24 protein-coding genes are annotated in these 25584 nt (G+C 49.2%); 15 read left to right on the top strand and 9 right to left on the bottom strand.

The annotated features are described in order from the left end of the window. The first annotated feature begins 5 nt into the window (after nucleotides 1-5). From G459_RS0104850 to G459_RS0104875, 6 genes are all read left to right on the top strand, one after another. Complete coding sequence (locus G459_RS0104850) at nucleotides 6-1208, top strand: glycosyltransferase family 4 protein (RefSeq protein ID WP_026966626.1); 1203 nt, start codon at nucleotides 6-8, stop codon at nucleotides 1206-1208. Between the two features lies 1 nt (nucleotide 1209). Next, entirely contained in the window at nucleotides 1210-2421 is a 1212-nt protein-coding gene (locus G459_RS26870) for an O-antigen ligase family protein (protein ID WP_051315077.1), read from the top strand. After that, a complete protein-coding gene (locus G459_RS0104860; RefSeq protein WP_026966627.1) occupies nucleotides 2418-3407 on the top strand; it encodes a glycosyltransferase family 4 protein in 990 nt (329 codons plus the stop codon). Before G459_RS26870 ends, G459_RS0104860 begins: the two co-directional genes overlap by 4 nt. Nucleotides 3408-3420: 13 nt before the next feature. Beyond that, entirely contained in the window at nucleotides 3421-5121 is a 1701-nt protein-coding gene (locus G459_RS26875) for a right-handed parallel beta-helix repeat-containing protein (RefSeq protein ID WP_051315078.1), read from the top strand. Nucleotides 5122-5137: 16 nt separating this feature from the next. Further along, a complete protein-coding gene (locus G459_RS0104870; protein ID WP_026966628.1) occupies nucleotides 5138-6055 on the top strand; it encodes a glycosyltransferase family 2 protein in 918 nt (305 codons plus the stop codon). 291 nt (nucleotides 6056-6346) lie between these two features. After that, nucleotides 6347-7063 (top strand): sugar transferase, encoded by a 717-nt coding sequence (locus tag G459_RS0104875; protein ID WP_035455188.1) that lies wholly within the window; start codon nucleotides 6347-6349, stop codon nucleotides 7061-7063. 76 nt (nucleotides 7064-7139) lie between these two features. Here the strand turns inward: G459_RS0104875 and G459_RS0104880 are convergent, their stop codons facing one another. Next, on the bottom strand, nucleotides 7140-7673 hold the full coding sequence (locus tag G459_RS0104880; protein WP_026966630.1) for a DinB family protein: 534 nt from the start codon (nucleotides 7671-7673) through the stop codon (nucleotides 7140-7142). A gap of 141 nt (nucleotides 7674-7814) precedes the next feature. On the opposite strand from G459_RS0104880, the gene gldD reads away from it, so the two are divergent. The 7 genes from gldD (at nucleotide 7815) to G459_RS0104915 (ending at nucleotide 15345) form a co-directional block, all read left to right on the top strand. Next, on the top strand, nucleotides 7815-8387 hold the full coding sequence (gldD, locus tag G459_RS0104885) for a gliding motility lipoprotein GldD (protein WP_026966631.1): 573 nt from the start codon (nucleotides 7815-7817) through the stop codon (nucleotides 8385-8387). Between the two features lie 177 nt (nucleotides 8388-8564). Continuing rightward, nucleotides 8565-10103, top strand: coding sequence for a glutamate--tRNA ligase (gene gltX, locus G459_RS0104890; protein ID WP_026966632.1), 1539 nt, complete (start codon nucleotides 8565-8567; stop codon nucleotides 10101-10103). A gap of 1 nt (nucleotide 10104) precedes the next feature. Next, nucleotides 10105-10290 (top strand): hypothetical protein, encoded by a 186-nt coding sequence (locus tag G459_RS0104895; RefSeq protein ID WP_026966633.1) that lies wholly within the window; start codon nucleotides 10105-10107, stop codon nucleotides 10288-10290. 85 nt (nucleotides 10291-10375) lie between these two features. Further along, complete coding sequence (locus G459_RS0104900) at nucleotides 10376-13123, top strand: TonB-dependent receptor (RefSeq protein WP_026966634.1); 2748 nt, start codon at nucleotides 10376-10378, stop codon at nucleotides 13121-13123. 32 nt (nucleotides 13124-13155) lie between these two features. Then, nucleotides 13156-13803: a porin family protein gene (locus G459_RS0104905; protein WP_026966635.1), complete on the top strand. Its 648-nt coding sequence runs from the start codon at nucleotides 13156-13158 to the stop codon at nucleotides 13801-13803. Between the two features lie 61 nt (nucleotides 13804-13864). Then, a complete protein-coding gene (gene aroQ / locus G459_RS0104910) occupies nucleotides 13865-14293 on the top strand; it encodes a type II 3-dehydroquinate dehydratase (protein WP_026966636.1) in 429 nt (142 codons plus the stop codon). Further along, nucleotides 14290-15345: an aminotransferase class V-fold PLP-dependent enzyme gene (locus G459_RS0104915; RefSeq protein WP_026966637.1), complete on the top strand. Its 1056-nt coding sequence runs from the start codon at nucleotides 14290-14292 to the stop codon at nucleotides 15343-15345. The genes aroQ and G459_RS0104915 overlap by 4 nt, the downstream gene beginning before the upstream one ends. Nucleotides 15346-15410: 65 nt before the next feature. On the opposite strand, the gene G459_RS0104920 is transcribed toward G459_RS0104915, so the two are convergent. The 5 genes from G459_RS0104920 to G459_RS0104945 form a co-directional block, all read right to left on the bottom strand. After that, entirely contained in the window at nucleotides 15411-16748 is a 1338-nt protein-coding gene (locus G459_RS0104920; protein WP_026966638.1) for a dicarboxylate/amino acid:cation symporter, read from the bottom strand. A gap of 13 nt (nucleotides 16749-16761) precedes the next feature. Next, nucleotides 16762-17847: a chorismate synthase gene (gene aroC / locus G459_RS0104925; RefSeq protein WP_026966639.1), complete on the bottom strand. Its 1086-nt coding sequence runs from the start codon at nucleotides 17845-17847 to the stop codon at nucleotides 16762-16764. Beyond that, nucleotides 17847-19280 (bottom strand): BatD family protein, encoded by a 1434-nt coding sequence (locus tag G459_RS0104930; RefSeq protein WP_245588128.1) that lies wholly within the window; start codon nucleotides 19278-19280, stop codon nucleotides 17847-17849. The genes aroC and G459_RS0104930 overlap by 1 nt, the downstream gene beginning before the upstream one ends. Before the next feature lie 382 nt (nucleotides 19281-19662). Continuing rightward, on the bottom strand, nucleotides 19663-20907 hold the full coding sequence (locus G459_RS0104940) for an ammonium transporter (protein WP_026966642.1): 1245 nt from the start codon (nucleotides 20905-20907) through the stop codon (nucleotides 19663-19665). 35 nt (nucleotides 20908-20942) lie between these two features. Then, a complete protein-coding gene (locus tag G459_RS0104945; protein ID WP_026966643.1) occupies nucleotides 20943-21281 on the bottom strand; it encodes a P-II family nitrogen regulator in 339 nt (112 codons plus the stop codon). A gap of 270 nt (nucleotides 21282-21551) precedes the next feature. Between G459_RS0104945 and G459_RS0104950 the strand changes: the two genes are divergently transcribed. Continuing rightward, on the top strand, nucleotides 21552-22457 hold the full coding sequence (locus G459_RS0104950; RefSeq protein ID WP_026966644.1) for a nucleotidyltransferase family protein: 906 nt from the start codon (nucleotides 21552-21554) through the stop codon (nucleotides 22455-22457). 191 nt (nucleotides 22458-22648) lie between these two features. On the opposite strand, the gene G459_RS0104960 is transcribed toward G459_RS0104950, so the two are convergent. The 3 genes from G459_RS0104960 to recF form a co-directional block, all read right to left on the bottom strand. Continuing rightward, nucleotides 22649-23014, bottom strand: coding sequence for a type II toxin-antitoxin system VapC family toxin (locus tag G459_RS0104960; protein ID WP_026966645.1), 366 nt, complete (start codon nucleotides 23012-23014; stop codon nucleotides 22649-22651). Continuing rightward, nucleotides 23004-23171, bottom strand: a complete 168-nt coding sequence (locus tag G459_RS29790; protein ID WP_157373280.1) for a hypothetical protein — start codon at nucleotides 23169-23171, stop codon at nucleotides 23004-23006. The genes G459_RS0104960 and G459_RS29790 overlap by 11 nt, the downstream gene beginning before the upstream one ends. Before the next feature lie 116 nt (nucleotides 23172-23287). Beyond that, nucleotides 23288-24403, bottom strand: a complete 1116-nt coding sequence (gene recF, locus G459_RS0104975) for a DNA replication/repair protein RecF (RefSeq protein ID WP_026966646.1) — start codon at nucleotides 24401-24403, stop codon at nucleotides 23288-23290. Nucleotides 24404-24492: 89 nt separating this feature from the next. Here recF and pdhA point away from each other — a divergent pair, with 89 nt between their 5' ends. Then, a complete protein-coding gene (gene pdhA / locus G459_RS0104980) occupies nucleotides 24493-25512 on the top strand; it encodes a pyruvate dehydrogenase (acetyl-transferring) E1 component subunit alpha (protein WP_026966647.1) in 1020 nt (339 codons plus the stop codon). Nucleotides 25513-25584 lie beyond the last annotated feature (72 nt).

A 25584-nucleotide genomic window follows, 5' to 3' on the forward strand; every position in this document is an offset into this window, starting at 1 on the left:
AACACATGAAAATACTGTACGTCAACTCCTTGTATAGCCCTCTGATCAAAGGAGGAGCCGAGCTTTCGCTCCAACTGATCGTCGAAGGGATGAAAAGCCGGGGCCATGAGGTGGTGGTAGCGAGTCTTCATGCCGAAAAAACCAAAACAGTCGACGAGGTGAATGGGGTCAAAGTGATCCGTGTTCCGTTAAAAAACGGGTATTGGCCGTATGGTGACGCGCAGGCCCCAACCCTCTCCAGAATGGCGTGGCACTTTCGGGATCGGAAAAATGTCGGGATGGGAGAGACCATCCGGCAAATCCTCCAGGAAGAGCGCCCCGACGTCGTTTCGTGTCACAACCTGGCGGGCTGGTCAATAGCAGTTTGGGACGAGATCCATGCGGCTGGAATCCCCATCATCCAGGTGCTTCACGACTTCTATTTGCTTTGCCCCAACAGTAACATGAACAAAGCTGGAGTCCCCTGCGAAACGCAATGCCTGAGCTGTCAGCTACTACGAAGCAACCATCCCACCACTTCTTCTAAAGTCTCGGCGGTCGTAGGTATCAGTCAAAGTATCTTGAATCGGTTTGTTTCTGCAGGCTACTTTTCCAACGCCTCCAAGGAAGTCATCTATAACGTGAGGACTGCACCCGAGTCGCTGCCTCCCCGCATACGAAAACCAAGAGAAAAGCTCGTTTTGGGGTATTTGGGTACCATCTCAAAAGTCAAGGGCGTCGAATGGCTGATCGAGCAATTTCAAAAGTTGAGCATTCCCGCGAGTTTGAAAATCGCCGGAAATGGCAACGAAAATACCTTGGAGGAGTTTCGCCACCTCGCTAAAAGTTCGCAAGTGGAATTTGTCGGGTTTGTCAAACCAAGCGAATTCCTTAAAACAATTGATGCGCTGGTAGTTCCCAGTCTGTGGGAAGAGCCGCTCGGGATGGTGGCCATCGAAGCCCTGGCGCATGGTGTTCCGGTCATCACTTCCGGAAAGGGCGGACTCGGTGAAAGCGTCAAACATGAGCTAAACGGCCTGATTTGTCATCCGGAGCAGGCAAACTCTCTGGGTGAGGCGATGGTCCGACTTTATGATTATCCTGCACTCTATAACCGTCTGAGTGCAGCTGCTTCTGATTCTGTTTCGCGTTTCCTGGACAAAGACCGCCTGATCTCGGAGTACGATCAAGTCGTCCGCGCAGCTATGCTCCAAAAATCCCGCGCCTGATATGAGTTCCCATTCTCTCACAGGCCCGCCGACCCGATCTGATTTCAGCCGGAAATCCGTCACCCTGACGGAAAGTCTCCTTTTGCTTTCATTGGTCAGCATCTTTCTTCCCTGGAAAGTCTACCCCGTCTTTTTCCTGATTTCCTCTTTCTTCTTCGTTCGGGAATCGTGGTCTATCCATCTTAATAAATGGATGATCGCGTTGGCCGTGTATGTTGGATATGGGCTTGTAGTCGTAGGATTGACGTACTCAGGAAGCTCTCAGGAGATCGGAAACGCAGCAAAGTTGCTGGTCAATCCCCTCTTTTTAGTGTGCTCCATCCACTGGCTCAGTAAGCGTGAAAACACCCGCTTGACCCACTTTCTCGACTGGACGCTGGGCATCCTATTGCTGCTCAGCTTACTTCAACTGCTGGTTTACCACGCTTCGTTTGACTTTCGCCTGATTCTGGGATCCGACACGTCGGGTCAAGCCAGCGGACTGTACCGACCTGGACTTTATTACTGGGGATTGGACGACAAAAATATGTTTGGAGCCAGGATAGCCCTCTTGGGGTTTGTATTTGTCTTCATACCTGTTCTACAAAAGCACAAACTGAGTGCAGTCCGCATTCTCTTTGTCTTTTTGATCGCCTTCCTGAGTCTTTCCAGGACGCCGATGGTCGCGCTTTTGATTGGAATTTTTGCCTTGAGTTGGATGATTCTGGAGCGAAAATGGAGAATCGTCCTCCTCGTCGCAGTGGCGATCGCGCTCCCGTTCTTTCTCACGCAGGTCGTACGGATCGACTCGATCACTTCTTCCAACGACGGCATGGGCATCCGGATCGTGTATTGGACAGCGTTTTTCACTCACTTTTCTGAGCTTTCTATTTGGGGAGGTGGATTCTTGGAAGCGAGAGACTTTCTGCAGGAAAACGCAAAGTTCTATCGCGGCGAACCGCATATTCACAACACCTTCATGACCACTTATGTGGAGTTTGGAATCATTGGATTCTTGGCTTTCACCGCTTTTATCGGCCTGTTTTTCCAAGCCTGCCTTCAACGAATCGGGCAAATTGGGATGTTGATCGTGCTTTTCCTCCCCATCCTCGCCATCATGATGATCCTGTATTCGGGATATGACAATGACGTCGCGGTGTATTTTGTCCTGATCTGGCTGGTAGGATCCCAGCATGCAATCGACTTTCACCATACCAAAATCAAGACCCTATGAACGGGAAAAAAGTATTGATCGACTCCAGCTGGGACGGAGATACCGGCATCGGAAGACTCTATCGCGAAGTGATGGCCCGCAAGCCGGACTTTGTGAAAGCGATTCCGCTTCCGCAGGAGGAAAACGCCGCCGGTTTTCTGGCTCCCTTCCACCTGGCCCAAAAGATCAGAAAATCCGAAGCGGACGTCTTCTACAGTCCGACGTTCATCCCGCCGCTGTTTTCGGCAATGCCCTTTGTCTTTACTATACACGACTTGATGCACTTGTTTTACTACTCACGGCTGCATAAAGAATACTACCGCTGGGTGATCGCCCCTTTGGCAAAAAGGGCGAAAAAGATCATCACCGTGTCCGAGTATAGCAAGTCTCTTTTGGTGGAAAAATTGGGCATTCCAGCCGACTTGATTCGGGTGATCTACAACGGTGTCGGGGAGAACTTCCTGCAAAACGAACGGGAATACGAGCTGGACAGACCTTACTTTCTCTATGTCGGCAACCGGCGGACTTATAAAAATATCCCTGCGATGCTCGAAGCTTTCGCTCAGGCGGATATTTCGAAGGATTTTGTGTTCGCGCTCTCCGGACATCCGGAACCGGAGATTGACACCCTCATCCGCACCTTAGGAATCGAAAGCCGGGTAAGGTTTTTGGGTATGATCCCGGAGGAAGATCTTCCCTCGGTGTACAAAGGGGCACATGCAACCCTGTTTGTCTCCAAGATGGAAGGCTTCGGACTGCCCGTAATCGAATCGATGGCTTCGGGTACTCCGGTACTGACCTCGTCCGAGTCTTCACTACCGGAAATCGCCGGGGGTGCCGCCATCTGTGTCACTCCGAGTGAAGTCAGCGCCATCCAGCAGGGAATCGAGATGCTGGTCCACGACGAAAAAACCTATCTCTACTGTGTAGAGAAAGGACTCGAACGGGCAAGAGACTTCTCTTGGGAAAAAACCGCAACCCAGACATGGGAAACCATCCTAGAGTAAACCTATTATTGATATGCAACTGCTTCTTACACTTCTTTTGTTTCTGTTCACCTCTGACCAAAGCTCTGGCAACGATTCGCTTCCGGCGGCTTCCAGCACCGGAATCCGGCGGACAGTGACTGATTTTGGCGCTGTAGGTGACAGTATCCGCGACAATACTGCCGCCATCCAAAAAGTTCTGGACGAATCCTCTCCCGGCGACACGGTTTTTATTCCCGAAGGAAATTTTATGATTCGGACACTCCAGCTCCGATCAGGAGTCCATTTGGTTTCCACAGGAACCTTGGCCCACCATCCCGACGCGAAGACTGGCGACTACTCGATCGAAAAGCAAAGCTCGCCCAATCCGCTGATCAAGGCGGACAGCGTGACCGACATTTACATTTCGGTGAGGGCAAGATCAAAAAATGAGGCAATACACCTGCGAAAAAGCCAGCGAATCCGCATTGTAAACTCGGATTTTCAAGGAGACTCTACTAAGCTTCGTGCTTATCCGGGGATATTGGCTTTTCAATGTAGCGGATTGGAAGTGCTTTCATCCAGGATCCATCACTTTGGAAGCAGCAGAACGGAGACACATTCCTATCAACCGGGCACCGGAATCAGGATTCTGACCAGTAACACGATTTCGATCAGAGACTCAGAAATCTTCAAAAACGGAGAAAACGGCATTTTCATCTACGGCAGTCGCAAAGCGGAAGTCCTGAACAGTACCATCCACCACAATGGTATGTCTGGGATTCAGGTGGCGTTTGGCGATAGCGGCAAGGAAAGCGACTACACCTTTTCCGGCAACGTGCTGGATCGCAATGCGGCCGATGGGATTGATATTAACAATCGTTCCCCCGAAAGAGCAAAAGAAATCTCGACCACGATTGCTTACAATCTGAGCTGCGAAAATGGCTTTGTCAAGGGACAATCCACTCCCGACGGCTCCGGCTTCGGCACGCTGATCAATATCTCCGGCTTGGTCATCTACCGAAATCAGGCCATCGGCAACAACCGTCCCGCGCTATATATCGAGGACTGCGGCATCATCCTGACCAGAGAAAACCAAGCTGACAATCAGGTGGAGATCGTGCTGGGTCTCGCAGATCTCAGGATCGAATCCAGCCAGTACAGCAGCATCAATCTCATGGCGAATACCAAGGCGAAGCACATCCTGATCAAAGACAGCCAGATCGGCTCGCTCTCCCTGCCCAACAAGATCGAGGTGGAGCAGTTTGAAGTGCTTTCCAACTCCTTTTCCCATGCAAGATTCAATATCAACATGAAAGGAAATCTGGTGTTGAAAGGCAATGATCTGAAAAACAACAGCGAATCCAACGTCCTCTTCATAGCCGGGGCAGGAAGTGTAGCCGTTGAGGACAACCAAATCGAAAGTCTGAAGACCACCGCGGTCATCGTGAAAAAGTCCGCGACTGATATCCGTCTGATCGGAAATGAGATACGCTCCGCAGGTCCGGTGATTCTGGACGAGGGCAGTCCCAATCTCCTGATCCAAGACAACAAGATCGAGCTACTCCCTGGAGGAAAGGAAAATGTCACGTTAAGGAGCAACTATCCCGACAGGATCCAGCTATTGGGCAATGAACATCATGGCGCCGAGGGCAAACCGACGCTGGTATTTGTCGGCAAAGGCAAGGCAAAAGTCAACGAGAAACTCGTCAGCGGCATTGCAGACTACGCGGAAGTGGAAATAGAAAACGATTAAAAAAGCTCACTCACAAATGAAAGTCAATCTCTATATCCCCACGCTAAACGGCGGCGCTAGAATGGAGGAGGTGGTAGCGGGAATTCTGAAACAGACTCAAGCTATCAACCGACTGGTGGTGGTCGATTCTGGTTCCACGGATGGCACTTTGGGCTACTTCAGTGGCATTGCGCACGATTTGATCACGCTAGACAAGAAGGATTTTGATCATGGAGGGACGCGAGATCTGGCAATCAAAGCGTATCCGGATGCTGAAGTCTTTGTCTTCCTGACACAGGATGCCATCTTGGAAAACGCTGACGCGCTGGAGAAAATGGTCTTAGCTCTTGATTCGAACCCAAAGCTCGGAATGTGCTATGGGCGACAGCTGCCCCATCGCCATGCGAAAGTGCTGGAATCTCATTCCCGCCTCTTCAACTACCCGGAAAAGTCCCAGATCCGCACCTTTCAAGACCGGGAAAGATTGGGTATCCGCACGATCTCCTGCTCCAATTCCTTTGCCGCATACCGAGCGGAAGCTTATTTTGACGCGGGAGGATTTCCATCGGGCACCATCCTCGGCGAGGACGTGCTTATCGCCGGACAGATGATGCTCAAGGGATGGGAACTGGCCTATTTGGCCGAAGCTCGTGTGTACCATTCACACGACTATTCCCTGGCGGAGGAATTCAGGAGGTATTTCGACATCGGGGTATTTCACCGGGACAATCCCTGGATATTTGAAAAGTTCGGCAAAGCCGGCAAGGAAGGTTTCAGCTACCTTCGCTCAGAGATTGCCTATGTTTGGGAGCATAGTCCGCGACTACTGCCAAAGACGTTTGCTTCGCTTTTTGCCAAGTGGACAGGCTATCGGCTGGGCATACTCCATCAATCGCTTCCGCTGGGTATCAAACCTTCCCTTTCCATGCATTCTGCCCACTGGCGGAAACAATAAACGCCCCAAGCTGCCAGAAATTGGCAGTGGGGTGTAGCAGGTCTGAACAATGTGTGGAACGTGCCGCACAGCGATTTCTTCGCCAGCCGTACAAAGAAATCAGTTAACAAATATTTGGATATTTTTTTAAAAAGACCCTTCAGCGCATCCATTCGAACTTTTTGAGGCTTTTACCACTAAAATTCTCTGCCTTTTCCTTCCAAAAGAACCCGCGATTCCAGCCCCCGGTAGGTCATGGTATGTTAATTGGATTTTAGCAATCACCAACTACCACAATAAATTCTTTTAACGATGGCAGGATCTAATCAAAACCAAGAATATGTACTCACGGAGTACAGAGGACAATCATCTCTTCCGACTTTCATAGAGATGTACCGTGTATCGTCAGACACCGTAAGGGAGGCTATCTTCGACGGGATCGAGATCACCACACGATTTGTCAAGCGGAGCTTCGACATTGCGTTTTCCAGCGTGGTCATGCTCCTGGGACTCCCAATCTTCCTTACCGTGATGCTGATTACCAAACTTACCTCTCCCGGGCCGGTCTTTTATAAGCAAGAGCGGATCGGTCGAAATGGTATTCCATTCTACATCTACAAGTTCAGAAGCATGATCGTGAAGTCCGAAGTGAACGGCCCGCAGACGACCAGCGACGACGACCCTAGGATTACTCCCTGGGGAAATATTATGAGAAAGACTCATTTGGACGAGTTGCCGCAATTCTGGAACGTACTTAAAGGCGATATGGCCATCGTAGGCCCTCGACCTGAGCGGGCGTTCTTTATCCGACAAATCACCGAAAAAGCGCCGGCTTACTGGAAACTCCTTGCACTGAAGCCTGGGATCACCTCAATCGGTCAAGTCGATTATGGCTATGCCGAAAGTGTAGATCAAATGGTCGAGCGAATGAGAGTCGACTTGAGATATCTGGAGGATGTAAGTATCCTGACCGACCTTGAGATCATCTTCAAAACAGTCGGAACAATGATCGGCGGCAAAGGGAAATAATTGCTCAGATGCTCTAAAACAAAAAAAGCTAAAGCCTTGATTGGCTTTAGCTTTTTTCGTTTTCCTACGACCAGAATCAGAATCCAACAAACTCAGGAGGGGCGATTCCCTTGAAACGAAGGTAAGCGATGGCCGAACCGCGATGATGCGTGCAATGATCCATCAGCAGCGCTTCCACTTGTCTTCTGGATACAGTAGTAGTACCGAAAACCTCGATTTTCTCGGCCGCGTCAGCATCACTGAGCGCTTTCACGGTCGCTGTGCCATAGTCATAGGTGGCGGCCACAAATTTTGCCAAGTCAGCTTTGGATGCCGTCGCCAGTTCGATCGCTGGCGCATCGTCCGCTCCCTTGAGGAATCCTTTGGAGATGCCGACAATTGATTCTGCGATGTGATGAATTTGCTCCTTAAATGACATGGCTTCCGGATCGGGCTTAAAGTCCAACTCCGTCTCTGGCATTTTGTCCAGCACATCCAGCGTGAATTGTTTGCCATTTTCCCATTTAGCCAAAAATTCCTCTTTGGTGGTTTGGGCCTCCGCCAGACCGGCGAAAAGCATCATCGTCGCAGAGAAAAGCGCGGCGAAAGTAAATTTGATCGTAGTTTTCATGGGTCAGTGTTTTTGGTTTTTTGTTAAAGTTCTTCTATTCCAAGTTCAATTCAAATGGAAAACCTAATTTTGACCATGATGAAATCGAGCATGATGAAAGTGTCATACGCCAGAATGATTATCCAGAAAGCGAGATTCGATATGAAACTGTTGGCTTTGCCGCTTCTCCTCTTGGTCTTAGCCGGATGTGAAAATACATGGCTGCCAAAACCGACCGGTTACAACAAGATTGACCTTCCCAATCACTCCTACGACAGCCTTTCGGGCGACTATCCTTATGAGTTGGATTTTGCGAAAGCCAGCAGCGTCGAGGCGGATTCTTTTAACTTGAAAGAAAAAGCCTGGATCAATCTGAACTACAAAGACTTCGGCGCAAAAGTCCATCTCACTTACAAAAAAATAGGCGAAGACGGAGCCGATTTCCAAACCCTGTCCAACGATGCCTTCAAGCTGACGGCAAAGCATCAGATAAAAGCCTACGGGATCGAGGAAGGAGTATTAGTGACGCCGCATGGCTACACGGCCGTCGTGGCCGAGTTGTCGGGAGAAGTACCGACTCAGTTTCAGTTTTTTGTCACTGACTCCACGCGTCATTTCCTCAGGGGAGCGTTGTATTTCAATACCGCAATGAAAAACGACTCTCTGGCTCCCGTGATCGAACACATTAAGATCGACATGACTCATTTGATGAACTCGGTGAAGTTTGTGGACTAGTCGGGCACTTTTTTTCACGTAGTCGGCAGCATAGATTTTCAAAGTGAACCCGCTTAATCAAGCATCTCCAAATTGCCGTCTTTGCAATCCCCTTCAGGAACATTTCCTTATCTTTGCCCCCTGATTTGACCAAACCACGCCCCGGATTTCGGGGTTTTTAGCTGACACGAGATACCCATGAGCAGAGAAGTTAGAGTACGATTCGCCCCTTCCCCGACAGGCGCACTGCATATTGGCGGCGTCCGCACCGCGCTTTACAATTACCTTTTTGCCAAGAAAATGGGAGGAAAATTCCTCCTGCGAATTGAAGATACAGATCAGACCCGCTTTGTACCGGGTGCTGAAGAATATATCAAGGAATCCCTCGAATGGCTGGGGATCTCCCCTGTCGAGAGTCCCTGGAATCCGGGTGACTGCGGCCCTTATCGCCAGTCTGAGCGCAAGGCGATGTACATGCAGTATGCGCTGGACTTGGTGGAAAAAGGCCACGCCTACTACGCATTCGACACTTCCGAGGAGTTGGAAGCGATGCGTGAGCGCCTCACTGCCGCCCGCGTCGTCTCTCCACAATACAACAGCATCACCCGCACGCAGATGAAGAATTCGCTGACGCTCCCTGCTGAGGAAGTGAAAGCGCGTCTTGCCTCTGGCGAGCCCTATGTCATCCGCGTCAAAATTCCCCGCAACGAGGAAGTGCGGCTCAATGACATGATCCGTGGCTGGGTGTTGGTACACTCCAGTACCCTCGACGACAAGGTGTTGATGAAGTCCGACGGGATGCCTACTTATCATCTGGCCAACATCGTCGATGATCATTTGATGACGATTACGCACGTGATCCGTGGCGAAGAATGGTTGCCATCTGCGCCGCTTCACGTGTTGCTTTATCGGTTTTTTGGCTGGGAGGACACCATGCCCACTTTTGCGCATTTGCCACTTTTGCTGAAGCCTGACGGCAACGGAAAGCTTTCAAAACGTGATGGGGATAAGCTTGGTTTTCCGGTTTTTCCGTTGAATTGGGTTGATCCTTTCTCGGGTGAAAAAGCCTCTGGATTCCGTGAAGGCGGCTATTTGCCAGATGCTTTTCTGAATTTCCTTGCGTTCCTCGGTTGGAATCCTGGCGATGAGCGGGAGCTTTTCACCTTGGACGAGTTGGTGGAAGCTTTTTCTGTCGAGCGCATCGGCAAGTCCGGAACCAAATTCGACATCGCCAAAGCCAAGTGGTACAACGAGCAGTATTTGAGAACCAAGCCCAACTCCGAATTGGTCGACTTCCTGACAGCTGACGCAAAAGCGGAGGGCTTGGAAGTGCCCGGCGACAAGGTCGAGGCAATCTTGAATCTTGTCAAAGGACGGGTGACATTTCCGGCGGATCTGTGGAGAGAAAGTAAGTTTTTGATCAGCGCACCGACGGAGTTTGACCAAGACGTAGCCGCCAAGAAATGGAATGCAGATGCCGCCAAACTGCTGGGCGACTATGCCACAGCATTGGACGTCTTCGAAGAGGCCTTCGACGCAGCGACTGCCAAGTCTTTGCTCGAAAGCACAGCCGAATCTGCTGGGATCAAACTCGGCAAAGTCATGCAGGCTGTTCGTTTGGCTGTAACTGGAATGGGCGGAGGCCCGGATTTGATGGAGGTTTTTGCTATCTTGGGTACTTCAGAAGTGGCCAAAAGAATCCGATTTGCGTTAAATACTTTGACAATTGTAGCATAAGATGACAAAGAAAAAGAAGAAAGAAGCCGATCCTCGGGTTCACGATGAGCTGAAAGGCTTCAAGATGGAGATCAATTCCTTTGGTGAGATTTCGTCAAGTTTTCCGATTGACAAGATCAATGAGTTTCTCAACAAAAATGTGGAGGACAAGAAACTGAAGGATCGGGATGATCTTAAGGAAGATTGAATTCTTGCCTGAATAAACAAAACTAAAAGCTCCTGATTGGAGCTTTTTTCATATACTTGAGTTCAATTCTAAAGAACCGGCGAAAATGGGGAAAACTACTTTTTTGATCATCGTTTTTCTACTCGTTTCCATTCAATCTTTCGCCCAAACCAGCACGGTCACCGGTGTCGTGAAAGACGCCGATACAGGCGAGACACTTCCTTTTTGCAGCGTATTCGTCAACAACACCACCATCTCCACGGCCACAGATATGGACGGGAAATTCACCCTCTCCGGTTTGGAACCGGGCGCTGTGGAGATTGGATTTTCTTTCATGGGCTACGTGGCAGAAACCAAGAAATTGACCCTAAATCCGGGCGGGACTGCTACGCTCAATCTTGCGCTGAAGCCCTTTGCGCAGGATCTAAGTGATGTGGAGATCCAAGCCTCGCGGGACAAAAACTGGGAGCGGGATCTGCGGAAATTTCAAAATCTCTTCGTCGGCATTGATGAGGCTGCTGCCCAGACTCAGATTCTGAACCCATGGGTGATCGATTTTCCTGCAGCTTCGGAAAAAGGAGCTTTTACCGCCAAAGCCGATCAGCCAATCGAGATCGAAAACCAGTATCTGGGATACAAAATTACCTTTAACCTTAAGGAGTTTTTTGACTCTCCTACCAACTATCGGATCGCCGGAGCGGCGAGATTTGAAGAATTGGCTCCGACATCTGACATCCAAAAATCGACTTGGGAAAAGAACCGGGCAGACGTGTATCGCAAGTCGCCTATGAATATGTTTCGAGCGATTCTCAGCGGGAGCCAGGAGCAGGAGGGCTTTTACCTCTACGGAGACAAGGCAGGCGGATCTGCCACTATGAACATGCGATCGGACATCTTTGCCAACGAACTGGGCAAATCAGTCGTGCCCTATAAGTCTGATCCACTTGTCACTCCCACCACTCCTCCGGGAGAATTTTTCATCAATCTCAAAGGCCGGATCGAGATCCACTATCAGAAGGGTTATGCACAGGCCAACACCTACAAAGACGCGCCCTATCCGGTCTCTTGGCTGGAAGTCAGCGGGGGCAAAGTGAAAGTCCGTGAGAACGGCACGGTGATGAATCCGCAGGATCTGGTGTTTTCCGGAGACATGGATCGCAAGCGCATCTCCAACCTCTTGCCGCTGGATTACGATGCAGAAAAGGCGATTATGCTCCAAGACGTGGCCAAGACGGCTAAAAACTACCAGGAAAAAGTCTACCTGCACACCGACAAACCTTACTATTATGCGGGAGACCAAGTCTTTTTTAAAGGATATTTTGCCTACGGCAATCCCTACCTGCGGGATGAGCTGAGCAAGGTGCTCTACGTGGAGGTGATCGGCATGGACCGAGACCTGGTCATTGAAAAGAAATTCCAGATCAGGGATGGGATCGTCGTGGGTGACTTCTATCTGCCGGATTCGATGGATGGGGAAAAGTATTTTCTCCGAGCCTATACCAACTGGATGCGCAATTACGGCCCCAATCAGTATTTTCTCCAGACGCTGACCATTCTGGATCCCTACAAACGGATCGCTCCGGACGAAGCTGCGACATCTTGGTCAACGCAAGGAGTGGCTCTCCGCTCTGACAAGGAACAGTTTGGTCCGAGAGAAAAGGTCACTCTCACCCTCAAAGTAAGTGGCAGGAATGGGAAAGCCATCCCCGCGACGCTCTCAGTAGGAGCTTGGGATGCGAGACAGCTGGTTCCCGTGGCGAGAAGTCTGGAAATGGGAGCTGCGCTGGATCTACAGGGTATCTCAGAGACGCTCGGACTGGATCGATTCTCGTATCCGATCGAGAAAAGCCTCCACCTGGCGGGCAAAGTGACTGATGAGAAAGGCAAGGGAGCGTCTGCGGCGATGACTGCCTTCGTCAATGATTTCCAAGGAATGATTGACCTGGAGTCTTCGGGCGATGGTTCGTTCTTGTTGAACGACTTGGAGTTCTACGGACCGATGAAGTTGGCATTTTCCGCGATGGACAAGAAAGAGAAACCGCTGAATGTGGAATTGGATGTGCCGCTGAGAGCTCCGGTGGCGCTTCCTGCAGATGCCTTTTTCCCAAAGATAACCATCCTAGCCACGCCGGTAAGGACGCCGGTCGTCGAGGAAATGGAAGCCCTGAGCCCAGCTGCTAACAGTCCGGGCGGGAAGCCTGCGATCTATGGCAATCCAGATTTCGTGGTGCCGGGAGAAGACCTCATGAAAACAGGTAATAGTTCCGATCTGGTCAGCAGCCTGGCCGGGCATGTGCCAAGTATGAGAGTGACTCAGGTCGGAGCGACCGGTCAGCAACAGATCCGAATCCGTGGAGGGGCAGTGTCGGGCGGGGGCAGCATGGAGCCCTTGGTCATGCTCAATGGCGCCATCATGGGCGCTGCCGGAGGCGCATCGGCGGCGGATAATCTCAGGGGAATCAATCCCTTCGACATTGATCGGGTCGAGGTCGTGACTCGTATGGCTCCGATGCTGGGCGATCAGGGGCGAAATGGTGTCATCTCCGTCTATCTCAAGGACAATGTTGGGATGGGTGATCTGTCCGGTCAACCAGGAATGAAGGAGTTTGTCGTGCAAGGCTATCAGCCTCAGGGGAATTTCGTGGCGGTGGACTATGGGCAATCGACTGAGAAAGTGGAAAAAGACGACCGACAGACCTTGTATTGGAATCCTTATCTGGTGGCAGACGAAAAAGGTGAAGTGACCGTTTCGTATTATACTAACGACTCGGAAGGGCCAGTCGTGGTGGAGGTGAGAGGTCTCGGGATCGATGGAGAAATCATCACCGGAACCTTTATCCTCAATAAGAAGTAGCACCGGTTGTCCGAATTCCCTTATTTTTGGAAATGAATAAAATTCTGATTTCCTTTTTTCTGTTGACATTGCCGTTGGGTGCTTTTGCGCAGCTCAGCGTAGGAATCAGAGGAGGATATGCCACGTCCAGCTACAGCTACCAGGGAACCGCCTCAACACGAAGCACTTCAGTGGACGGAATCGGAGCACCGACCTTTGCGGTCGTAGTGGAGTATTTCAACGCAAAAAATGCCGGGGTTGAATTCAACGCTCAGCAATTGACACTTGGGTTCAGGCAGTTTTCTGAGGAAGAACACCTCAATCACACAGAGCTGACTTACCTCAAGATGCCTCTGTTGGCCAGTTTTTTTGCGGGAAGGTCAGGCCGCTTTCAGATCAAGTTCGGTCCACATTTGGGAGTTTTACTGAAAGCGGAAGATATCACCCGGGAGTACTCGGGAGCGACGCCACCCGAATTGCCGACCTACGGCGGATCCACGGACAATCCCAATAAGTTGATGTACGGACTGACGGCTGGAGCGGGAATTTCTAAGCTTTTTGGGAAAAGTACTATCTCGGGTGAAGTTCGGTTTGCCTATGATTTCACCAATCCAGAGTCCCAAGACAGAGTTTATGACATGGGCTCAACCAATCTGGAGTTTACTTTGGCCTACCTTTTCCGAATAAAAGAATGGAAGTAGAAAAGTTGAATGCTTCGAGGGACTACTTAACTTTGAGCCAAAGCTTTAAACCTAAAATGCCTTGAAAATCCAAATCATCAATGGCCCCAACCTAAATCTGCTGGGTAAAAGAGAGCCGGAAATCTACGGAAGCGAATCTTTTGAAGACTACTTCGCGCAACTGCAAAAACGCTTTCCCCAAGTCGAACTCCACTATTATCAAAGCAATGTAGAAGGCGAGTTGATCAACAAAATCCATGAAGTCGGGTTCACCTTCGACGCCATCTTGCTAAATGCAGGCGGCTACACCCACACCTCGGTGGCGATCTCCGATGCGATCTCGGGAGTGACCACACCGACGTTGGAAGTCCACATTTCGAATATCTACAAGCGCGAAGAATTTCGTCATAAAAGCATCATCTCCAAGTCTTGTGTCGGCATGATATCCGGCTTGGGACTCAAGGGTTACGAACTTGGCATTACTTATTTTCTCCACACTCCAGCACTATGATCACCTTTGCTCCCGGCCCGTCTAAGGTTTACGACGCGCTACCAAAATACATGCAGGACGCCTACGATCAGGGGATCCTCAGTGCCAATCACCGCAGTGGAGTGTTCATGCATCTCTATCAGGAGACTGAGCAGCTGATGCGGGACAAGCTCCACATGCCGGATGATTACAAGCTTTTGCTCACCTCCTCCGCTACTGAAAACTGGGAGATCATCACCCAGTCCATCGTGGAGCAGGCGAGCTTTCATATCTACTCGGGATCCTTCGGGAAAAAATGGGTGGAGTTTGCCAAACACATCATTCCCGCTACCGGAGCTTTGAAGCTCGACGCCAATCAGGCGGTGGACGTAGCCGGATTGGAAATCAGCGAGGATTTTGATCTGATTGCCGTCACCCAAAACGAAACGGCAAACGCAACTCAAGTTCCGATGTCGGTCTTGGAAGCGATTGGAGAGAAATTTCCTGAGAAGATGATTGCCGTGGACACTACTTCGTCGATGGGGGGAATCGAGCTGGACTTTGCGCTTGCAGATATTTGGTATGGCTCGGTGCAAAAATGCTTCGGTCTTCCGGCTGGTTTGGGTTTTTTGATCCTCTCTCCAAAAGCCGTCGAAAAATCCCAGCGCAAGGGTGAAAAGGGCAGATACAACAGCCTAAGCTTTATGTTGGAAAACGCGGCTGGCTACCAGACCCACTACACTCCAAATGTCTTTGGGATTTACTTGCTGAACCGTGTTTTGAAAGATCTGGAAGAAATCCAGCACGTCGACGCCCGTCTGAGGGCTCGAATGTCCAAGTTGGAGAACACCATCGCCCAGTCGGACAAATTCAGGATGCTGGTGGACAATGCTGAGACCCGAAGTACCACAGTGATGGCGGTGGCAGGAACCGAGGAGCTGATTTCGGCGGTGAAAAAAGCGGCCGAAAAGGGAGGAATGCAACTCGGAAGTGGGTACGGACCACATAAGCCAACGAGCTTTCGTATCGCAAATTTCCCCGCAATTACAGACGCGGAGTTTGATCGCTTGATTGACTTCCTGAAAAACTACTAAGAGGTTTTCACCGATCAGTATTGAATAAAAAAGCCCGGAGCCAAATCCGGGCTTTTCTGTTTCCGTTATTCTTGCACGCTTTCGTTTGCAGTGAAAGGATTGCTTTTTCGGATCAATCCCTCCGGAAGCTCACCCTCCGTACTTGCGACCACGGTACAGACAACCACATCCCCAGTCACATTGACGACAGTCCTAAACATATCCAGGATTCGGTCAGGAGCAATGATTAGCGCTATCCCGGCTGCAGGGACCTGGATAGATTCCAACACAATAATCAGCATAATCAATCCGGCACCTGGCACACCAGCCGAGCCAATGGAGGCCAAAGTCGCCGTCAGTACGATCATCAGTTGCTGTGTCCAGGTCAATTCCATGCCGAGGGCCTGCGCGATAAATACCGCTGCCACACCCTGGTAAAGGCTCGTGCCGTCCATATTCACCGTAGCACCCAGTGGCAGCACAAAGCTGGAGATGTTTTCAGATACACCGATTTCCTCCTCTGTCTGCTTCATCGTGACTGGCAAAGTAGCGGAACTGGATGAAGTGGTAAAAGCCAAAAGTTGGGCGGGACGGATGGCTTTGAAGAAATCCTTGTAGGGAACTTTGGTAAAGGCTGCCAAAATCGAAGGATAAACTGCAAAAACCATTATAAACAGTCCTCCTAATACGACCAGGCTATATTTCAACAAAGCCAAAAGCAGTTGAATGGCAGAATCCGGATTGTTTCCAGCGATCTCGACAATCAGTGATGCCATGAGTGCAAAGACACCATAGGGCGCGACCATCATGATAAAATTGACGATCTGGATGATCACATCGTTGAAACCGTCAAAGAATACAATAATCGGATCGGCCTTTGACTTTGGCACTTTCAGCAATGCGACTCCCACAATCAGCGCAAAAAATACGACTTGGAGCATTGCTGCATTGTCTGTGGTGGCAGCAAAGATGTTTTCAGGAACGATGTCAATGACCGGTTGCAGGGGACTTTGTTCTTTTATTTCTTCAGCCAGACCGACTTTGGAGCCTGCGTCGCCTTGATACAGGGTCATGAGATTTTCCCTGGTTTCCGCCGGAAGGCTAGTCCCAGGCTGAAATACATTGACCAAAACCAATCCTATGGTAATGGCTAAGACGGTGGTGCAAAGATAAATCGCAATGGTCTTGCCCCCGATACGGCTAAGTTTGGACACGTCCCCAAGGTTGGACACCCCCACGATCAGAGAGGAAAGCACCAGCGGGACTGCGATCATCTTCAACGCATTGATAAAGATCGTGCCGATCGGCTTGATAAAGTCCAGCGTGAAGGAATTGGGAATATTGGTCTTGATGACCACTAACCCAAAAACCAACCCCAGAACCAGGCCGATGATGATCTGAGTATGTAGAGCTAATTTTTTCAATGTATATCGGGGTTTATATTTCTGCAAGTTTATTGGTCTTGGCTATTAAAAGGTAGTCCGCAATCACCAGCGCAGCCATAGCCTCTACAATCGGTACCGCGCGGGGGACTACGCAGGGATCATGTCTCCCCTTTCCGCTGACAGTGACGGTTTCACCGGCTTCGTTGAGTGATTCTTGGTCCTGCATGATCGTGGCTACCGGTTTGAACGCCACTCTAAAATAGATGTCCTCGCCGTTGCTGATCCCGCCTTGGATTCCTCCTGAGTGATTGGTCAGTGTATGGACTTGACCACCTTCTTTGACAAAGGTGTCGTTGTGCTGCGAGCCTCTCATCTTGACGCCTTCGAAGCCGCTACCGTATTCGAAGCCTTTGACGGCATTGATACTGAGCATCGCTTTGCCCAGCTCGGCATGAAGCCGATCAAAAACCGGCTCACCCAGGCCAGGAGGCGTGTTTTTGATCACACAGGTAACTACTCCTCCGATCGTATCCCGCTCCAGCCGAACCACATCAATCAAGGAGATCATCTGCTCGGCCATCTCCGGATCAGGACATCGGACAATATTTTCCTCGGCAAGATCCAGATTGAGTTCAGTGTAACTTTTCTCCAGCGTCAAATCGCCAACCTGAGAAACGAACGCTTGCACGCTAATCCCTTTTGCTTCCAAAAACTGCTTTGCGACAGCACCTCCAGCCACTCTGGCTGCAGTCTCCCGCGCACTGGAGCGACCTCCGCCACGGTAATCACGGATGCCGTACTTTTCGAAGTAAGTGTAATCGGCGTGTGAAGGGCGAAACTTGTCCGCGATATGGGAATAGTCTTTACTTTTTTGGTCGGAGTTTTGGATCACGATGCCGATCGGGGTGCCTGTGGTCTTGCCTTCAAATACCCCGGAAAGAATTTCGATTTCGTCTTCTTCTTTGCGCTGGGTGGTGATCTTGGACTGGCCGGGCTTTCGACGCTGCATTTCCAGACGGATCTTCTCCTCATCCAATACCAACCCCGCCGGACAGCCTTCCACGATAGCGCCCAAAGCTTTTCCGTGTGATTCACCAAACGTGGTGATTTTGAAAAGCTTGCCAAATGAATTTCCCATTATTTTTTCTTGATTATCAAAACCGCGAGCAGGGCGACTGCACCCAGCAGGAGCAGGTTGATTACGGTCGTAAAGTAGTATTTATATTGCTCGTTTGAAAACTGATTGCTTTCAGAATCGATCTTGTCGTAGATCCCTCCAAGCCGCTGTCCGGAGATCGCCTGATTGACTTTGCTTTCTCCCGAAACTACAATCTTGGCCTGAGGCATCAGCGTATCATAGACAGCCCTCACCGGATCAAAATAGATCCACTGAAAGTGATCGTCGAGCTCATAATTCCCCGCTTCGTTGATCGTGATGTAATAATTAAACTCCTTGATCCCCGAGACCCGGCCGTAGCCCTGGTTGATCTGCTGGCGCACATTTGGGTCAAAGGTATTGAGATTGGTGCCGGTCAATCGCTTGGGAGGGGAAACGGAATTGATGTTGCCGACGCCGCTGATCCCAAAGTTGTACTCGAAGCCCTGACCGGTCTCGACTTCCAGATTGGTGATATTTTCTCTGAGCTGAAAGACACCGACGCTCACCTCATTTTTGAGCGGATGGGGAGGAAGTGGCTTGACCGTGATCGTCTGGGGTGCGGAGTAGAACGTCTTGAAATCCTCCTGGCGATTTGCGCCAAAGAAAGTTGGATTCTTTGCGATTCGATATTTGATCATCTCCCAGGGAACTGTTGGAATTTCGATAGTCCCTTCGGAAAAAGGAAAGAAAGAGGCCTCGTAGACTTTATGCCTCATCCATCTCTTGCCATTAATGTCAACTATTTCGGGTTGGATGTTGGTGATGTTGAAGTTTTCTTCCCAAGCATTGTTGGGCTTGAGTTTTTTGAGGATCGCGTCCAGCTGCTTGCCCGGCTCGTAAAATTCAAAGGGCGCCCGGTTCTGTTCCGACATGTAGAAGGCGATATTCAGGTTGAATCCTTCCCCTGCGAAAATCTCCTTTTTGTCCACCGACACTGCAAAAAAGGCATCATCGTCCAGTTCGACATATTCGGGTTCTTCGTCGGTACGTCCAAAAAACTCTGCGAAAGGATCGGTTGAATTTGCCCCGAATCCTTGGTTGCTGGAGGCGTCGCCGACCGTGATTGACTTTCCGGGAGAGCTGAAAGATTCGCCATTGATCAGCACTGAAAAGCTGCCTAAGGTAAACTGGCCCTTCCGGGCTGGTTTGTAATATTGAATGATGCTGTTTGAACTGCTCATCTGTCCGTTGATGATGTTCATGGCCGAAGATTGGGAGATGCCCTGTTTTTGAAATCCGGGGATTTCAGGAAACTGGTCATAGGATTTGATCTTGTCGTTTGCAAGTGTGACTTTGATCGTAAACGTCTCATTTAGCCCTATTTCACTCGGGCCGAGTTCTATCTTGACATCCTGTGCCAATGAAAAACTCACCAGAAAGAAGGAAAGGCATACGAAAGCGAGACGGTGCATCGTTTTGGACATAGACGCGAAAATAGGGATTATTCTATACTTAGGGGTTCCAAAAATAACGTAACATCTTGGGAAAAGCCCTCGTTTCCTTGCTTAAAAACAGTTAATAAAACCAAATCATGATGGCCATGCTGGAATATGTAAAGACCATTTTGCAAAAAGTTAGCTTTAGTACGTATTTGTTTGAACGAGAATTGAAAAAAGGCCTTCGCTACCTTGTCCCGAATGAATTGGAAGAATTTCGAGACTGGTGCTACGAGTCCTTTGGCTTGAGTCATCAGCTCATCCTCAACCGTCATTTTAGGCCGGCCTACTAGCCGAAAAGAAAAGCCCTGAACTCTTACATTCAGGGCTTTTGGGTTGGTGGTTGATTGTAATAAAGTTAATCTCTAGACGCAAAGTCCGGGTAGGCACGCATGCTGTGCTCATTGATGTCCAAGCCTTCGATTTCTTCTTTTTCGTCGACTCTGATTCCTACGGTCTTCTTAAGCGTAAAGAAAATCAGGAAAGCTGCAGCAAAGCAGAAAACACCGACAGCACCGATTCCGATCAGCTGAGAAACGACTTGATCCATACCGGCCAGGTTGCCAAATAGCCCCACTGCTAGAGTGCCCCATACGCCGCCAATCAGGTGGACAGAGATGGCACCTACCGGATCATCAATTTTGATTTTGTCAAATAAAACTACCCCAAATACGACCAGTGCTCCACCGATCGCTCCGATGAGGATCGAGTCAAATACACCCATTTGATCAGCTCCGGCAGTGATCCCGACCAGTCCGGCCAGGATACCGTTAAGCACCATCGTGATGTCGTAGGTTTTGAATTTCAAGTAAGATACCACCAATGCCCCAATCGCTCCTGCTGCTGCAGCTAAGCAAGTGGTGACAAACACTCTGGACACCAATCCTGGATCAGCACTCAATACAGAGCCGCCATTGAACCCAAACCAGCCGAACCAAAGCAGAAATACGCCGATGGTTGCCATGGGAAGATTATGTCCCGGCATGGCTTTCATACCCTGAGGCGTGTATTTACCGATTCTTGGGCCTAAGAGGTAGGCGCCTACCAGGGCTGCCCAGCCGCCAACTGAGTGTACAATCGTCGATCCTGCGAAGTCGTAGAATGGAGTCTCCAGTGTGGCCAAGAATCCTCCGCCCCACTTCCACATGCCTACGATCGGATAGATGAACGCGACATACAAGATCGAAAAGGTGATAAATGGGCCGAGTTTAACCCGCTCAGCCACTGCTCCCGACACAATCGTAGCCGCAGTCGCAGCGAACATTGCCTGGAAGATGAAGTCAGTAAAATAGGTGTAGCCAGCGTTATAATTGCTAGTATCCCATCCCTCTGGCAGGCTCAGTCCAAATCCTGCAAAACCGAAGAAACCTCCGGCAAAGTCAGCTCCTGGATACATGAGGTTGAATCCTACGATGGCGTAGGTCAACAACCCGATGGCGGGGATAATGGTATTTTTAAAGAGAATATTAACGGTGTTTTTTGAGCGGGTAAGGCCTGCCTCCAGTGTGGCAAATCCAAGGTGCATGAGGAATACCATCGTCGTGGCAATCATCATCCAGAGGTTGTTGACCGTGAAAAGGTCAGATACAGGTATTTCTTCCATGAGTCTAAATAGGTGAGGTGGTGTTCAATAGGTCGTTAAAGAGCAGCTTCGCCGGTCTCGTTGTTTCGGATTCGATAGGCTTCCAAGACATCGTAGACGAAGATTTTTCCGTCCCCGACTTCGCCAGTTTTGCCTTCGGAAAGGATGCACTGAATCACGGAGGGGGCAATTTCGTCCGGTACTACGATTTCCAGTTTGGTACGTGGGATGTAGGTGGGCTCGTAAGCAACTCCCCGATACATTTCCAGTCTTGCGTGCTCGAAGCCCATTCCTTTGATTTCGGAGAAGGAGAGGAATTTGACACCCAGCTTAGAGACGCAATTGTGGATTTGATCAAATCGAGAGGTTCGGATGATCGCTTCTATTTTTTTCATTTTTCACAATAGATTAAGTGGTTTTTTGAGATTATGGCATGAAAGTAAGACAAAAATTAAGAATGGTCAGAAAAAGGCTAAAAAAAATACCACTAAACGGAAAATAATTGCCCAAATCTGAAATAGTGGTGTTAAAAAATATCGGAATAACGAATATACAGTATCGTTTTTTCGTTTTTCACCGGAAAACACTACGAAGGCCAGATAATTCCGACGATTTGCCTAGGGACGATAAAAATCTAATTTTGTCTTCGCTTTAATATAAAGACTATGACTAACAAACCAACGCTTCTGCTATTGGCCGCCGGAATGGGCAGTCGGTACGGAGGAAACAAACAAATCGATGGATTTGGCCCCAACGGGGAAACCATCTTGGAATACTCGATTTTTGATGCAATCCGTGCCGGATTTGGCAAGGTGGTTTTCATTGTAAGAGATGAAATCCTGGAAGTTGCCAAGGAGAAATTCCTACCAAAACTCCAGGGCAAGATTGAAGTGGACTGGGTGATCCAGTCCCTGGACAGTTTTGTTCCTGCAGAATTGAAGCAGGCAGAAAGAGTGAAGCCCTTCGGCACTGCCCACGCGGTGCTATGCGCCAAAGACGCGATCAAGGAACCTTTTGCGGTGATCAATGCCGACGATTTTTATGGAAAAGAGGCGTTTGACGTGTTGGGAAAATTTCTTTCGTCGGACGTCAAACCTAACCTCCACGCCATGGTGGGCTACGCGATCCAAAATGTGCTTTCCGAAAACGGAACAGTCAGCCGAGGTGTCTGCGAGACCAATGAAAAAGGCCAACTGATCGGTATGGTCGAGCGGACGTCCATCGCCCGAGAGGGAGAGGAAATCGTCAGCAAAGGAGAAAACGAAATACTTGAAATCGCTGAAGGCACCCCTGTGAGCATGAATTTCTGGGGCTTTCACCAGGACGTTTTCGCAGATATCGAGCAGATGTGGAATGAATTCCTTCCTGCGAATCTGAGCAACCTGAAGTCAGAATTTTACATCCCGACGGTAGCCAACAACTTGATCAAAGCTGATAAAGCAGCTTTCGAGATCCTGGAAGGTGGCAAAGTCTGGTTTGGAGTGACCTACACCGAGGACAAGCCTGTAGTGATCGAAGCCCTGAAAAAGCTTCATGACAACGGAGAATATCCGGCGGATCTGTGGAAATAAGAAAAGAGGCTTCGGCCTCTTTTTTACTTTTTAACCACACCCAATTCTACTTCAAAAAACTTTACCTCCGCATCCAGTTCTCCCAAGATTTTTTTGGACCGCTCAGGTCTCGCATCCGTGAGGAAGATCTGTCCAAACGCGTGATCGGAGATTAATGCTAGCAGCTTTGAGATCCGCCGTATCGTGTGCTTCTAAAGTTCAATCAAAATCAAATCCAGCTTCTCGATTTTGGAAAACGCTTTGTCTGCTGTTACCAGCGGAACTCCGTAAACGAAAGCGGTGGCGGCAATTATTGCATCGGGAAGCTTAAGGGAATGCATTCTTCTTAATGCGATAGTTTGTTCTTTGATCTTGGTATTCCATTCGATCAAAAAGCAGTCATCCAAAAGTTCTTTTAATTTTTCTTCCTCCAATTTGCTTATCCCATTGAAGCCCAGCAACTCTACTTCCGTGATAAATGAAACTCCATAATTGAACTGTAAAAACGGCTCAGTGATTTGGTTCCCTTCATGTACATAGATCAAAAAATTGGTGTCTGCAATGAAGTCAAATTTCATTTTCCCTAGTGGCTAGTTGATAAGCTAGACCATCAATTTTTCTCTTTAGTTTCCCAAAATGCTTTGCGAGATTTCCGGTCTTTTTCTGACCTTTTATCTTTTCAGCTAGGATCTTGGAAACCTCTTTCGCGTTGTTTTTTCCAATGATTATGGTCATTCCGTTTGTATTTTGGTCTGGAAATCAGAAACGTACATTTCAGCAAAATGATTCTTCCGCTTGACTTCTTCACCTATTTCAACTTTTTAAATCTATAAAAAAATCCCGTCAAATTTTTAGGAGTTCAGGCCCGATGCTTTCACCTCCCCTTTTTCCACTTCAAAAAACTTCACCTCCGCGTCCAGTTCTCCCAAGATCTTTTTGGACCGCTCAGGTCTCGCATCCGTGAGGAAGATCTGTCCAAACGCGTGATCGGAGATCAATGCCATCAGCTTGGCGATCCGCTCGTCATCCAGCTTATCGAAGATATCATCGAGGAGGAGGAGCGGTTTTTCTCCCTTTGTCTTCTCAAAAATCTGAAACTGGGCAAGCTTCAAAGCAATGATAAAAGATTTTTGCTGACCCTGACTGCCGATTTTTCGAATCGAATGCGTGCCGATTTTAAACTCAAAATCGTCCTTGTGGATTCCCGCGTTACTGTTTTTAGTGGCCAAGTCCTTTTGCCGAAGGCTGAGAAAATAGGCCTCAAAGTCGGGTCTCAAAGCCTCCGTTTCATAACTGACCGCCACTTCCTCCTGGCCATTGGCAATGTCTGCGTAATGGTCCTGAAACGAAGGCGCCATCTCCTCCATCAGCGCCTGTCGCCTTTTTGCCAGGATCATGCTCAGCCGGATCAGTTCCTGATCATAGCTCCCCAAGAGTGTCAGATCCCGTCGCCCAGTCTCGGCAAATTGCTTCAGAAGCGCGTTTCGCTGCTTCAAAAAGTGATGGTAACGAATCAGCTGATCGAGGTAGGGATGGTCGAGCTGGGAGATCAGCCCATCAAAAAACTTCCGTCTTCCTTCGCTCCCGCCCTTGATCAGCTCGGTGTCGTCGGGAGCGATCAGGACGAGTGGAATCAGTCCAACGTGCTCACTGGTTTTGTCCAGCGCTTTGCCGTTTTGGTAAATCAGTTTCTTTTTCCCTGCCTCGAATGTGCATCGAACTTCCAGTTTCCTATCAATCAAACTAAAGGCGCCCTTTATTGCAAAAAAATCCTGCCCGTGATAAATGTTCAAGGAGTCGCTACTCTGGACGGCGCTTTTGGTGAGCGATAAATAATGGATTGCATCCAAGAGGTTCGTCTTGCCACTGCCGTTCAAGCCCATGATACAGTTCAGCTGTGGGCTAAACTTCAGGGTGGTTTTCAGGTGGTTTTTAAACTGGATTAAATCGACGGACTCCAGATGCATGCAGCGGTAATTATTTTAACAGTAGCCTGATTTTTAGGTCTGGATTACTATATTTGGGGCCTAAAATAGCATATTTTGATCATTACGATATGGCAAAGAAAACTGCAGCGACCAAGTCCAAAGTAAAATATTCGAAAGAAACCTACAGCTTTTGGTACGAAAGCATGCTCTTAATGAGGAGGTTTGAGGAGAAAGCGGGGCAACTTTACGGTCAGCAAAAAATCCGTGGATTCTGCCACCTTTACATTGGACAGGAAGCTTGCGCTTCGGGTTCTATCAGTGCTTTGACCAAAGACGATAAGTGGATCACTGCCTATCGCTGTCATGCGCACCCACTGGGATTGGGTACTGATCCGGGCGCGATCATGGCTGAGCTGTATGGCAAAGCTACCGGCACCACCAAAGGTAAAGGCGGCTCGATGCACATCTTTGACAAGGAAAGAAATTTTGCAGGCGGTCACGGGATCGTTGGTGCGCAGGTACCAATGGGCTTGGGTCTCGGCTGGGCTGAAAAATACAAAGGCACCAAAAATCTGGCGATCTGCTACATGGGTGACGGAGCTGTCCGTCAGGGTGCGGTTCACGAATCATTGAACCTTGCGATGCTCTACAAAACCCCAGTGATCTTTGTAATCGAAAACAACGGCTACGCGATGGGAACGTCCGTGGCACGTACTTCCAATGTGACTGAGCTCTATCAGATCGGCGAAGCGTACGATATTCCATCGTTTCCGGTAGACGGCATGAACGTGGAAGCGATCCATGAAGCGGTATCTGAAGCTGCCGACAGAGCGAGAAGAGGCGACGGGCCAACCTTGCTGGAGTTCCGTACCTACCGCTACAAAGGACACTCGATGTCCGACCCGCAGAAATACCGCACCAAAGAAGAGGTTGAAGAATACAAGCAGCGTGATCCGATCGAGCAGGTATTGGCTACGATCAGAGATAACAAGATCATGACTGAAGAGGAAATCGACGCCATCATCAAGAAGGTGAAAAAGCAGGTGGACGATGCAGTGAAGTTTGCCGAAGAATCTCCTTGGCCTGATGGACAAGACGCTTTCAAAGACGTCTACGTCCAGGAGGATTATCCTTTTGTAATGGAATAAAACCAAGTTTGAATCAATTGAAAGCCATGAAGTCTTTCCGATTTCATGGCTTTCTTATGAATACTTGTGTAT

It is taken from the genome of Algoriphagus terrigena DSM 22685 (assembly GCF_000429445.1).
GTDB classification, from domain to species: domain Bacteria; phylum Bacteroidota; class Bacteroidia; order Cytophagales; family Cyclobacteriaceae; genus Algoriphagus; species Algoriphagus terrigena.

Coding starts and splice junctions, on each gene's coding strand:
- G459_RS0104850 (WP_026966626.1), top strand. CDS start 6: ATGAAAATACTGTACGTCAACTCCTTGTATAGCCCTCTGATCAAAGGA.
- G459_RS26870 (WP_051315077.1), top strand. CDS start 1,210: ATGAGTTCCCATTCTCTCACAGGCCCGCCGACCCGATCTGATTTCAGC.
- G459_RS0104860 (WP_026966627.1), top strand. CDS start 2,418: ATGAACGGGAAAAAAGTATTGATCGACTCCAGCTGGGACGGAGATACC.
- G459_RS26875 (WP_051315078.1), top strand. CDS start 3,421: ATGCAACTGCTTCTTACACTTCTTTTGTTTCTGTTCACCTCTGACCAA.
- G459_RS0104870 (WP_026966628.1), top strand. CDS start 5,138: ATGAAAGTCAATCTCTATATCCCCACGCTAAACGGCGGCGCTAGAATG.
- G459_RS0104875 (WP_035455188.1), top strand. CDS start 6,347: ATGGCAGGATCTAATCAAAACCAAGAATATGTACTCACGGAGTACAGA.
- G459_RS0104880 (WP_026966630.1), bottom strand. CDS start 7,673: ATGAAAACTACGATCAAATTTACTTTCGCCGCGCTTTTCTCTGCGACG.
- gldD (WP_026966631.1), top strand. CDS start 7,815: ATGAAACTGTTGGCTTTGCCGCTTCTCCTCTTGGTCTTAGCCGGATGT.
- gltX (WP_026966632.1), top strand. CDS start 8,565: ATGAGCAGAGAAGTTAGAGTACGATTCGCCCCTTCCCCGACAGGCGCA.
- G459_RS0104895 (WP_026966633.1), top strand. CDS start 10,105: ATGACAAAGAAAAAGAAGAAAGAAGCCGATCCTCGGGTTCACGATGAG.
- G459_RS0104900 (WP_026966634.1), top strand. CDS start 10,376: ATGGGGAAAACTACTTTTTTGATCATCGTTTTTCTACTCGTTTCCATT.
- G459_RS0104905 (WP_026966635.1), top strand. CDS start 13,156: ATGAATAAAATTCTGATTTCCTTTTTTCTGTTGACATTGCCGTTGGGT.
- G459_RS0104915 (WP_026966637.1), top strand. CDS start 14,290: ATGATCACCTTTGCTCCCGGCCCGTCTAAGGTTTACGACGCGCTACCA.
- aroC (WP_026966639.1), bottom strand. CDS start 17,847: ATGGGAAATTCATTTGGCAAGCTTTTCAAAATCACCACGTTTGGTGAA.
- G459_RS0104930 (WP_245588128.1), bottom strand. CDS start 19,280: ATGCACCGTCTCGCTTTCGTATGCCTTTCCTTCTTTCTGGTGAGTTTT.
- G459_RS0104940 (WP_026966642.1), bottom strand. CDS start 20,907: ATGGAAGAAATACCTGTATCTGACCTTTTCACGGTCAACAACCTCTGG.
- G459_RS0104945 (WP_026966643.1), bottom strand. CDS start 21,281: ATGAAAAAAATAGAAGCGATCATCCGAACCTCTCGATTTGATCAAATC.
- G459_RS0104950 (WP_026966644.1), top strand. CDS start 21,552: ATGACTAACAAACCAACGCTTCTGCTATTGGCCGCCGGAATGGGCAGT.
- G459_RS0104960 (WP_026966645.1), bottom strand. CDS start 23,014: ATGAAATTTGACTTCATTGCAGACACCAATTTTTTGATCTATGTACAT.
- G459_RS29790 (WP_157373280.1), bottom strand. CDS start 23,171: ATGACCATAATCATTGGAAAAAACAACGCGAAAGAGGTTTCCAAGATC.
- recF (WP_026966646.1), bottom strand. CDS start 24,403: ATGCATCTGGAGTCCGTCGATTTAATCCAGTTTAAAAACCACCTGAAA.
- pdhA (WP_026966647.1), top strand. CDS start 24,493: ATGGCAAAGAAAACTGCAGCGACCAAGTCCAAAGTAAAATATTCGAAA.